Source organism: Ruminococcoides bili (genome assembly GCF_040093295.1).
In the GTDB taxonomy this organism is placed as follows: Bacteria; Bacillota; Clostridia; order Oscillospirales; family Acutalibacteraceae; genus Ruminococcoides; species Ruminococcoides intestinale_A.
Genome location: NZ_JBBNJY010000054.1, coordinates 1 through 10,077 on the forward strand (window position 1 = coordinate 1; position 10,077 = coordinate 10,077).

Annotated in this window: 12 protein-coding genes, 1 pseudogene and 1 other annotated feature; of the genes and pseudogenes, 4 read left to right on the top strand and 9 right to left on the bottom strand. The window is 40.2% G+C overall.

Translation table 11 applies throughout. The features are described from left to right. Positions 1-170: 170 nt before the first annotated feature. From rplL to AAAY30_RS10645, 8 genes are all read right to left on the bottom strand, one after another. Complete coding sequence (gene rplL, locus AAAY30_RS10610; RefSeq protein ID WP_186936003.1) at positions 171-545, bottom strand: 50S ribosomal protein L7/L12; 375 nt, start codon at positions 543-545, stop codon at positions 171-173. A gap of 52 nt (positions 546-597) precedes the next feature. Next, positions 598-1,152: a 50S ribosomal protein L10 gene (gene rplJ / locus AAAY30_RS10615; protein ID WP_295026069.1), complete on the bottom strand. Its 555-nt coding sequence runs from the start codon at positions 1,150-1,152 to the stop codon at positions 598-600. A gap of 40 nt (positions 1,153-1,192) precedes the next feature. Continuing rightward, positions 1,193-1,334, bottom strand: a sequence feature (ribosomal protein L10 leader region). Between the two features lie 33 nt (positions 1,335-1,367). After that, positions 1,368-2,063 (bottom strand): 50S ribosomal protein L1, encoded by a 696-nt coding sequence (gene rplA / locus AAAY30_RS10620; RefSeq protein ID WP_022235553.1) that lies wholly within the window; start codon positions 2,061-2,063, stop codon positions 1,368-1,370. A 54-nt stretch (positions 2,064-2,117) separates the two neighbouring features. Further along, positions 2,118-2,543 carry a 50S ribosomal protein L11 gene (gene rplK / locus AAAY30_RS10625; RefSeq protein ID WP_022235554.1) on the bottom strand — a complete coding sequence of 142 codons (426 nt, stop codon included), beginning with the start codon at positions 2,541-2,543 and terminating at the stop codon, positions 2,118-2,120. A 112-nt stretch (positions 2,544-2,655) separates the two neighbouring features. Then, complete coding sequence (gene nusG / locus AAAY30_RS10630) at positions 2,656-3,183, bottom strand: transcription termination/antitermination protein NusG (RefSeq protein ID WP_022235555.1); 528 nt, start codon at positions 3,181-3,183, stop codon at positions 2,656-2,658. Positions 3,184-3,220: 37 nt separating this feature from the next. After that, complete coding sequence (gene secE, locus AAAY30_RS10635; RefSeq protein ID WP_022235556.1) at positions 3,221-3,499, bottom strand: preprotein translocase subunit SecE; 279 nt, start codon at positions 3,497-3,499, stop codon at positions 3,221-3,223. Between the two features lie 12 nt (positions 3,500-3,511). Further along, on the bottom strand, positions 3,512-3,661 hold the full coding sequence (rpmG, locus tag AAAY30_RS10640) for a 50S ribosomal protein L33 (protein ID WP_022235557.1): 150 nt from the start codon (positions 3,659-3,661) through the stop codon (positions 3,512-3,514). Positions 3,662-3,817: 156 nt separating this feature from the next. Next, positions 3,818-4,603: a DUF7674 family protein gene (locus AAAY30_RS10645; RefSeq protein WP_295026070.1), complete on the bottom strand. Its 786-nt coding sequence runs from the start codon at positions 4,601-4,603 to the stop codon at positions 3,818-3,820. A 179-nt stretch (positions 4,604-4,782) separates the two neighbouring features. Between AAAY30_RS10645 and murI the strand changes: the two genes are divergently transcribed. Genes murI through argS form a run of 3 tightly spaced genes read left to right on the top strand, consistent with a single transcriptional unit; the run spans position 4,783 to position 7,798 of the window. Next, positions 4,783-5,601 carry a glutamate racemase gene (murI, locus tag AAAY30_RS10650; RefSeq protein ID WP_022235559.1) on the top strand — a complete coding sequence of 273 codons (819 nt, stop codon included), beginning with the start codon at positions 4,783-4,785 and terminating at the stop codon, positions 5,599-5,601. A 15-nt stretch (positions 5,602-5,616) separates the two neighbouring features. Further along, positions 5,617-6,078, top strand: coding sequence for a YwiB family protein (locus AAAY30_RS10655; RefSeq protein ID WP_252558825.1), 462 nt, complete (start codon positions 5,617-5,619; stop codon positions 6,076-6,078). Further along, entirely contained in the window at positions 6,062-7,798 is a 1,737-nt protein-coding gene (argS, locus tag AAAY30_RS10660) for an arginine--tRNA ligase (protein WP_186936009.1), read from the top strand. Before AAAY30_RS10655 ends, argS begins: the two co-directional genes overlap by 17 nt. A gap of 404 nt (positions 7,799-8,202) precedes the next feature. On the opposite strand, the pseudogene AAAY30_RS10665 reads toward argS, so the two are convergent. Continuing rightward, positions 8,203-8,694 (bottom strand): annotated as a pseudogene (locus AAAY30_RS10665) (IS110 family transposase); the annotation flags it as partial. A 294-nt stretch (positions 8,695-8,988) separates the two neighbouring features. Between AAAY30_RS10665 and AAAY30_RS10670 the strand changes: the two are divergent. Continuing rightward, positions 8,989-9,945: a DUF6591 domain-containing protein gene (locus AAAY30_RS10670; RefSeq protein WP_337781727.1), complete on the top strand. Its 957-nt coding sequence runs from the start codon at positions 8,989-8,991 to the stop codon at positions 9,943-9,945. Positions 9,946-10,077: the final 132 nt, after the last annotated feature.

Below are 10,077 nucleotides of genomic sequence, written 5' to 3' on the forward strand. Positions count from 1 at the left end.
CCCACGACCTTTGAAAAGGTCGACCAAACCTTTTAGTTATGTATTTTAACATTGCAATAAATTAAGCTAAACCATAATTACCCAATTTTTGATAAAGAAATCTTAATAAAAAGTCAAACAAAAAATCCCGACGGATAAATCCGTCGGGATAAAAAACTTTGGAAATTAAATTACTTAACTTCAACTTCAGCGCCGGCTGCTTCGAGCTTAGATTTGATCTCATCAGCCTCGTCCTTAGATACAGCCTCTTTAAGAGTCTTAGGTGCGCCGTCAACGAGAGCCTTAGCTTCCTTAAGGCCAAGACCTGTGATCTCACGAACAGCCTTGATAACAGCAATCTTGTTGCCGCCGGCACTCTTAAGAACTACATCAAACTCCGTCTGCTCAGCAGCAGCAGAAGCAGCCTCTGCAGGACCTGCAACAGCAACTGCAGCAGCAGCTGATACACCAAACTCATCCTCTACAGCGTGTACAAGCTCTGAAAGCTCGAGAACTGTGAGGCCTTTTAATTCTTCAATAATAGCAGTAATTTTCTCTGATGCCATTTTAATTTACCTCCGATATAATAAGTTGTAAAATTTAAGTTAATATTGCAGATTATTCTGCAGCAGGTTCCTCAGCAGGAGCCTCTTCTGTTGCGGCTGCTAAACAAGCCTCAACACCGCCCTTATCAACAACAGCCTGAATAGCTCTTGCGAAAGAAGCAATCGGTGCCTGGAATGCACCAAGTACATTTGCGAGAAGTACATCTCTTGTAGGAAGTTTTGAAAGAGCTGTGATTGTATCCATATCAATAACAGCGCCGTCAAGGTAACCTGACTTAACCTTAAAGTTATCGTGATCCTTAGCATAGTTGCAGAGGATTCTTGCAGCAGCAGCGTATTCGCTGTCGCTTGTAGCGAGAGCTGTTGTACCCTCAAGAACAGGCTTAATGTCCTCAAGACCTACTTCATCACAAGCACGAGATAAAAGTGTGTTCTTAACTACTGAATAGTGTACATTGTTTTCACGAAGTTCTTTTCTAAGCTTTGTATCGTCCTCAGTATTGATACCCTCGTATGATACAACTAAACCTGTAACAGAGTTCTTAAGTCTTGCTGTAAGTTCTTCAACGATGACTTTCTTCTGCTCTAAAACACTTTGACTTGGCAATTATTTCACCTCCAAAATTTTTTAAACGCAGTATCTAAAGTTCTTAAAAAACAAGGCAGTCCGATTAGACCTCGGACTGCCGCAAAAATACAAAAATAATGTAAAATTGCATCTTCCTCGGCAGGCGGTATAACCTTTATGCATATTGCACCTGCTGTCTTTAGAACAGCGAATTTATATTCACACCAAAGGTGTAAACATTAAAGTAATTATAATCAAACACCAAACTTAGCAGGTGAAATACGAACGCTTGGTCCCATTGTTGATACAATGGCAACTGAACGAATGTACTGACCCTTTGCAGCAGCTGGCTTAGCCTTTACGATAGCTTCCATAAGTGTATCGAAGTTCTCGCCGAGCTTTTCTGCGCCAAAGCTTACCTTACCGATTGGGCAGTGAATGATGTTTGTTTTGTCAAGACGGTACTCAATCTTACCTGCTTTAGCTTCTTTAACAGCCTTAGCAATGTCAGGAGTAACAGTACCTGCCTTTGGGTTTGGCATAAGACCACGAGGACCAAGGATTCTACCTAAACGACCTACAAGACCCATGCAGTCAGGAGTTGTGATAAGAACATCAAAGTCCATCCAGTTTTCCTGCTGAATCTTCTGAGTCATATCCTCAGCACCTACAAAGTCAGCACCTGCTTCCTTTGCAAGCTCCTCATTAGCGCCCTTACAAATTGCAAGAACTCTAACATTTTTACCTGTACCGTTAGGGAGTACAACAGCGCCTCTAACCTGCTGGTCAGCGTGACGGCTGTCAACACCGAGCTTTACATGAAGCTCAACGGTTTCATCAAACTTAGCGGTGCTTGTCTTGATAACAGTTTCAAGAGCCTCGCCTGGTTCGTATAATTTTGATTTGTCAACGAGCTTAGCTGCGTCAACATATTTTTTACCGTGTTTCATCAGTTTTCCTCCATTGATAGGTGGTCAATCGGGAATTCCCTCCCACCCGGATAATTAGTCAACTACTGTAATACCCATGCTTCTTGCAGTACCTGCAACCATGCTGATTGCAGCTTCAAGAGAACCTGCGTTAAGGTCCGGCATTTTCTGCTCTGCGATCTTTGTGATCTGCTCACGAGTAATCTGAGCTACCTTTGTCTTGTTTGGTACGCCAGAACCACTCTCAATGCCACAAGCCTTCTTAAGAAGAACTGCTGCCGGTGGAGTTTTAGTAACGAAAGTGAATGAACGGTCTGCATAAACTGTGATAACAACAGGGATAATAAGACCTATGTCATTCTTTGTGCGCTCGTTAAAATCCTTTGTGAACGCAACGATATTTACGCCGTGCTGACCAAGAGCAGGTCCAACAGGCGGAGCCGGAGTAGCCTTTCCGGCAGGTATCTGTAACTTAATTAAGCCAACTACCTTCTGAGCCATTGTGTTTGCACCTCCAAAATTCGTGGTAAATTGCGGGACACCACTATGTAGGTTCCCTCCCACAGGGAACATTTTGTTCCCAATAATAAGCCGTAAGGCAAATTATCTGCGATTAATCCTCAAGCAGTTCAGCCTGACCTAACTCAAGCTCAACCGGAGTTTCTCGTCCGAACATTGAAACAATGACACGGACATAGTTTTTGTCAGCGTCGATTTCTTCAACCACACCGACAAAATCATCAAGGGGACCATCGATAATACGAACTGAATCGCCCACCGAGTAGTTCACCTTTACAGAGCGGGTTTCAACGCCCATTCTGTAAACCTCAGCATCTGTAAGTGGAACAGGTTTAGATCCCGGTCCTACAAATCCTGTGCATCCTCTGATATTTCGTACTACATACCACGTTTCATCAGTGTAAACCATCTTAACAAATACATAGCAAGGATAAATTTTATTTTCAACCTCTTTTGTTTTGTCGCCGACGGTTTCGGTTACGATTTCTGTAGGTACTTTAACATCAACAATCATATCCTGAAGATTTCTGTTCTCTGCAGTTGTCATTAAGTCAGCTGCTACCTTATTTTCGTAGCCGGAATAAGTATGCACTACATACCATTTTGCTTCTTGATCTGCCATTTACTTTCTTCCTTTCGTAAGTTAGTAATAACAGAGATTAAGCTGAAGTGTTCATAACTAAGCCGAGCAGAGCGAAAAGTCCTCTGTCAAGGCCGAAAATGAACAGTCCCACAACTACAATTACGCCGATAACAATACCGAAGTTCTTTGTAGTCTGCTTTGGTGAAGGCCAAGTAATTTTCTTGAGTTCACCCTTGCACGCACTGAGGTACTTAAAAAGCTTTTGAAAAACATTCTGTTTGTTTTTCTTAGCAGGTTTCTTGGCATCCGCTTTCTTAGCGTCAGCCTTTTTAGCTTCAACCTTTTTGTCAGCCATTTTAAACCTCCATTATTTTGTTTCCTTGTGCGGAGTGTGTTTCTTACAGAAACGGCAGTACTTGTTCATTTCAAGTCTGTCGGGACTGTTTTTCTTGTTTTTCATTGTGTTGTAATTACGCTGTTTGCACTCTGTGCAGGCCAATGTGATTTTAACTCTCATAACGGCACCTCCCGGTTTTTTCGGAATATTTTAGCCTCCCTCAATAGGGCAGAAAAATAAAGCCCCTTTCAGAGGTATAACTATTCTATCATATACAAAACACTAAGTCAAGTGTTTTTTCGCAAAAAATCGCAGTATTTCTGCTTTTATATAAGATTAATCATTAAGTGTCGATGCTTTAGAAACATTCTTTTTCTTCGGCTTTTCGGGCTTAACCTTTTTGCCCTTGTATTTTCTTGCGGCTTTTGCGGCCTTTTTCAGGTCATCGCTTAAATACTCAAACACTGTGTTGAACTGCTCATCATCAAGTGCATTGAGCAATACTATGGTGATAATTGCGCGTGTGTCAGCATCGCCGTTGTTGTACTGAAGATTAAAGATACCAACGAGTTTTTCAAGCTGCGGCTTTGTTGCTGATTTTACATAATCAACAATCTTCGGAGCAATCTTTTCTTTTGCGAAAGTTGCGCCTCTGAACGGAAAATATCCGTCCTCTTCGTACTTGATTTCCTCTTTAAGTTCAGGGAAAACAGCTACAAAGCGCTTTGCAAGGAACTTTGGATCTGCATTGCCGTCATCGTCCTTTTTCTTTTTCTGCTTAATCTGCTTTGCACGCTTAACGGCAACAGCGCCCGAAACGCCCTCAATAAAGTCGTTTGAAATACTCTCGACATCTTTCTGTGTGCTTTCTTCGTCAAGCATCCATGTGGCAAGAGTTTTCCACTCGTTGTCAGGGCCTTCCTCTGTCATAGTACAGGTGCGCAGTACCATATGAGTTTTTTCTTTGTAATAAACTACCGAATAAGCAACATTTTCGCTTGTAAAAAGCGCTACAATTTCCTGCTTGTCGTCGGCCGCTACCTTTTGTCTTGTATATCCGGCAGGAGCAAGCTGAGCCTCAACCTTACCTGCAATATATTCAAAAGCATTTTTTATTTCCAAAGTCATACATCCTTTCTAAATGTATTCACCAATATATTATACAGTTAATATGTGCACTTGTCAATTACAGAAAAGGGCAACGGCACGCATTATTTTTTTGTTTTAACTTGAAACCGATGCCTTTATATGTTATTATTAAGAGGTATAATTTTATGCAATAACGAAAAGAAGGTTTTAATATGTCTTCAGCTAATGCCATCGGTGTGTTTGACTCCGGGCTTGGAGGATTGAGTGCGGTAAGAGAATTTCTGCACATTCTTCCAAATGAAAATATAATATACTTCGGCGATACGGGCAGAGTTCCCTACGGAAACCGAAGCCGAGAAATCATTACAAAATATGCTTTTCAGGATACAAATTTTTTGCTTGAGAATAATGTAAAAATGATTGTTGCCGCCTGCGGTACGGTAAGTTCTGTTGCGGGCAAAAAGCTCGAAAGCGACCTGCCTGTTCCTTACACAGGCGTTATAAATCCGACTGCCTTTGCTACTGCAAAAAAGACAAAAACTGGCAGAATCGGCGTTATAGCCACAGCCGCTACAATAAGCACACATAACTACAAGGCTCGTCTTGAAAAGTTAAATCCCGAATTTAAGGTATTTGAAAAGGCTTGCCCTCTCTTTGTTCCGCTTGTGGAAAACGGATTTATACATAAAGACGATCAGATTGTTCGCCTCACAATAAAGCATTACCTTACGGAGCTTGTGGAAAATGATATTGACACACTCATTTTGGGCTGTACTCATTATCCGTTGCTTGCAGATGCGATTTCAAGCGTAATCGGCAACAGCATTGAGCTTATTGACTCCGGCTACGAAACTGCTTTATACACCAAAAAGGTGCTCGGAGAAAATAATCTCCTCAACAACAGCACCGAGCAAGGCGCTTCATCATTCTTTGTAAGCGACACTCCCGAGGGCTTTGAAAGTGTTGCGGAGTTATTCCTTGGCAAAAATATGGAGCACACGGTAACGCAGATAGATATTGAAAAGTACTGATAATCGGAGGAATTTATGGAAAAAGAAAAGAATCCTTATATGATTTCGATTGTCGGTGAGCAGAAAGTTGAAGGGCAAGACGACCGCATTGAAGTAATTACCGAGGGTAAATATATGATGAAAAACGGTCATTTCCTTATAAATTACAAGGAATATGACGAAGATTTGCCCGATAAGTTTCTCAACAACCTGGTTAAGGTTGAAAACGAAACCGTTACGATTTCACGCAAAGGACCGTTAAGTTCTCAACTTATACTTGAAAAAGGCAAAAGACATCAGTGTATGTACCAAACTATTGCGGGCACGCTTTCAATCGGTGTGTTTACAAAAACGCTGAACAACAATCTTAACGAAAACGGTGGTTCACTTGAGGTTATCTACACTCTTGACTTCAACTCGGACCTTGTGAGTGAAAACCGATTTAAAATAGACATTGAAAAGAAGAAAGAGGTAGAAAACAATGAACATTTATGCTGAAGCAGTCGGCAAGCTTAAACTTGCAATTAATTCTGCCATTGAAAAGGCAATTTCAGAGGGTGACCTGCCACAGGCAGAATTACCCGATTTTATTATAGAAACACCTGCCGACAGATCACATGGCGACTTTGCAACAAATGCCGCTATGGCCGGCGCAAAGGCTTTCCGTATGCCTCCTTTTAAAATTGCACAGGCTATCACATCACACCTCGACCTTGAGGGTACAATGTGCGAAAGATTTGAAACCGCAGGTCCGGGATTCATCAACTTTTTCCTCGGTTCAAAATTTTATTCCGCAGTAGTAAACAGCGTACTTGAAAATCCGGAAACCTACGGCAATTCGGATTTTGGCAAGGGCGAAAAGGTAATGGTAGAGTTCGTATCCGCAAACCCTACAGGCCCTATGCATATGGGTAACGCAAGAGGCGGCGCACTCGGCGACTGTCTTGCCGCTGTTCTTGATAAGGCAGGCTACAATGTATGGCGTGAATTTTATGTAAACGACGCAGGCAATCAGATTGAAAAGTTCGGCTGCTCACTCGAGGCCCGTTATCTTCAAATTTTTAAGGGTGACGAAATCGTATTCCCCGAGGACGGTTACCAGGGCGTTGACATAACAGAACTTGCGCAGGAATATGCCGACATTCACGGCGACAGCCTTGTAAATGTATCTTCCGAAGAGCGCAAAAAAGCTCTTGTAGATTTTGCACTTCCTAAGAATATAAGCAAAATGCAGAGCGATATGGCAAAGTACAACATCACCTATGACAAGTGGTTCTTTGAGAGTGAACTTCATAAGAGCGGCGCTGTAAAGGCGGTTGTTGACACACTCACGGAAAAAGGACTTACATATGAGCAGGACGGCGCTGTATGGTACAAGAACAAGCAGGTACTTACAGAAAAACTTTTAAAGCAGGGCAAAACTCAAAAATACATTGACAATCTTGAATTAAAAGACGATGTACTTATCCGTCAAAACGGCAACCCTACTTACTTTACAGCCGACATTGCTTATCACAAAAATAAATTTGACAGAGGTTTTACAACTCTTATTGATATATGGGGCGCAGACCACCACGGTCATGTAATGCGTATGAAAGGCGCAATGGACGCTATCGGCTATGACGGCGACAAACTCAATGTTGTGCTTATGCAGCTTGTAAAACTCGTTAAGAACGGCGAAATCGTAAGAATGAGCAAGCGTACAGGTAAAGCAATTCAGCTTGGCGACCTCCTTGAGGAAGTACCTGTTGACAGCGCAAGATTCTTATTCAACACCCGTGAGGCAAATACACAGATGGACTTTGACCTTGACCTTGCGGTTGCACAGGACAACCAGAACCCTGTATATTATGTTCAGTATGCGCACGCAAGAATTTGCAGTATCATTAAGGCGCTTGCAAAAGACGGCATTAACCCACGCAAATGTACAGATGCGGAGCTTGCACTTCTCACAGCGCCCGAAGAAAAGGAGCTTATCCACCATCTCGCATCATATACAAATGAGATTGAGAGTGCGGCTAAGGACTATGACCCAACCAAGATTACCCGCTACGTAACACAGCTTGCAACACTTTTCCATAAGTTCTACAACGCTTGCAGAGTTAAGGGCGAGGACGAGGCACTCACACAGGCAAGACTTGCACTTTGCGAAAGCGTAAAGGTTGTAATCAAGAATGTTCTTACAATGTTCAACATCTCTTGCCCTGAGAGTATGTAATTTTTATAATTGATACCGATAAAATAAGAAAATCTCCTTAGAACTAATTTTAGAATTAATTTTTATAAGCCGGTTCTTTATCAACAATTGGGCTAAATTATGGTTTAGCATAATGCTTTGCATTTCTTTTACGGCATTGACACAAATGTTGAAACGCTAAATTATGGTTTAGCATAATGCTTTGCCAAGCAATTATAAAAGTTTAGTCAACCTTTTTTTAATTATTTGGCTTAAATCGTGTGCTAAACCATAATCCAAAGATTTAAGTTTTATCAATCAAATAAGTTTTTTATTTTCTTAGTGTATGCTGACAGCATACACTTTTTTATTTTTATTTTTATATAATAATGTCAACGGATTTACATTAAGGAGTCCTGCAAATAAAAGTCAAGCCATAAAATGAAAACATCATCTAATTTGATATTGGGAACAGTCAGGCAATTTTGCGCACGGTATTTCTCACCGACAATAAAATTGGTTAGCTTGTTTCGATAACGGGTTAAATCCCTTAACTGATGAATATCAGCCGGAGGAATAAAGCTACCGTTAATTAAATCATGCTTAAAAAGGTCAGCAATCCATTTGGCATCCCTTTTGTCAGTTTTCTTTCCCTTAATTGCTTTAACATATTTTGGGTGAGTCAAAACAATATTGCAGGACAATTCAAGAATGTTGTAAACAGGAATCCAATATTTGCCCGTGGATTCCATACAAACATCCTTACAATCATTCTCTTTGAGCCAAGTTGCACATCGTTTCAGTTGATTAGTAAAAGTCGAAAAACGATTGCTTTTGTAGGTGGTAATACCCTAGTTGTCGGTAGTTGCAATGCAACAATAGATAAAGGTTTTGCGGACATCTATTCCACAGCAAACAGGATAAACGATTTTTAACACAACACATCCCTCAAAATTAATATTTTGAGGAAACAAACAGGGATTGGATGCTCACTGAAAGATTGAGTAGTATATCTCTCCAAAGATAAGTTTACAGGGTTCAATGCCCTAATTAATTGTGCTTGAAAGAGCATCCGACACACATAAATATTCAGTTCAGTATACGCTGAGCCTACTCACCTCTTCGTGCACTGTAGTGTGTTTGCTTTCTCAAGTACATTCTAACAATTTTTACATAGCTTTACTACAAGTTGCTTTCATTTATTTTTGTGCCTTGTAGCAAGGCGGAAAGGAATGGTCATAATTATGAAAAATATCGTTAAGAAAAATTTATGTACATTTATAGCTGTTATTGTTGCGGCGTCTGCTACAATAGTTTTTGCCGGATGCTCCGACAATGGAGCACCGCAGGCTTCGACAGGCAGTGAGGGCGTTGCAAGTCAAACAAGCGATGATGCATCTGCTGTATCACAGACAAAACAACCGGAAAAGAAGAGAGAAACAATTAAAATTGATGATATTGCATGGAATGTGGATCAAGGAATTGTTGACGGTGAAAAATATGTTCTTTTAGACTATACAAACAATTCAAAATATACAGTTACGGATTTTGAAATGACATTTAAAGAAAAAGGCTCGGTAACGGAAGAGGACAAGGAAAATTTCTACAACGAGATTAAAGATAAATTTTCAATGAGTGATGATGATATTTCCGAATTAAAACAAAGGGATATTTCTATGCACGCAGAAACCGAAAAAATTGTTGAACCCGGAGAATCCGCAAAAAATATAAACTGCTATTATTACAGCGGTATTTATTATTTAAAAGACATGAATCACTTTAATTTGGTTGAACCCGATGTTGCTACCATAAAATACATTAATGACAATAAAATCTACACTTCATATTATGATTTCAGCACTAAAAAATATTCAGAAGATGAAAATACCGAAGAGGCATATTATTGGACCACATCGGAACTCGGCACAAAAATTCCTAAGCCTGATGTAAAGGTGGTAAAGAAATACATATCAGATAATGAAAATTCTTTTGGATTTGAGGCTTACGGTTTATCTTTAGACCAATTTAACGAATATGTTGACAAATGCAAGCAACTCGGCTTTACCGTTGACGAAAGCAGTTATGAGGGCTATTATTCCGCAGATGATAAAGACGGATATAATGTATATCTTTCATACAAAGAAGATGACAATTATATGACCGTAACCATTGATGCTCCGTCAGAATAAACAATACACTAAAAGGAATCTTGTACAAGGTTCCTTTTTTATTATGTTAATTTTATATTTCAAATTATGGTTTATCGCAATGTTGAAGCTAAATAATTTAAAAATTTAGGTCAAGCCTTTTTAAAAGATCGG

What these genes read in the sequence shown, in the direction of transcription:
- rplL (WP_186936003.1), bottom strand. Translation starts at nt 545, where the DNA reads ATGGCATCAGAGAAAATTACTGCTATTATTGAAGAATTAAAAGGCCTC.
- rplA (WP_022235553.1), bottom strand. Translation starts at nt 2,063, where the DNA reads ATGAAACACGGTAAAAAATATGTTGACGCAGCTAAGCTCGTTGACAAA.
- rplK (WP_022235554.1), bottom strand. Translation starts at nt 2,543, where the DNA reads ATGGCTCAGAAGGTAGTTGGCTTAATTAAGTTACAGATACCTGCCGGA.
- nusG (WP_022235555.1), bottom strand. Translation starts at nt 3,183, where the DNA reads ATGGCAGATCAAGAAGCAAAATGGTATGTAGTGCATACTTATTCCGGC.
- secE (WP_022235556.1), bottom strand. Translation starts at nt 3,499, where the DNA reads ATGGCTGACAAAAAGGTTGAAGCTAAAAAGGCTGACGCTAAGAAAGCG.
- rpmG (WP_022235557.1), bottom strand. Translation starts at nt 3,661, where the DNA reads ATGAGAGTTAAAATCACATTGGCCTGCACAGAGTGCAAACAGCGTAAT.
- murI (WP_022235559.1), top strand. Translation starts at nt 4,783, where the DNA reads ATGTCTTCAGCTAATGCCATCGGTGTGTTTGACTCCGGGCTTGGAGGA.
- AAAY30_RS10655 (WP_252558825.1), top strand. Translation starts at nt 5,617, where the DNA reads ATGGAAAAAGAAAAGAATCCTTATATGATTTCGATTGTCGGTGAGCAG.
- argS (WP_186936009.1), top strand. Translation starts at nt 6,062, where the DNA reads ATGAACATTTATGCTGAAGCAGTCGGCAAGCTTAAACTTGCAATTAAT.
- AAAY30_RS10670 (WP_337781727.1), top strand. Translation starts at nt 8,989, where the DNA reads ATGGTCATAATTATGAAAAATATCGTTAAGAAAAATTTATGTACATTT.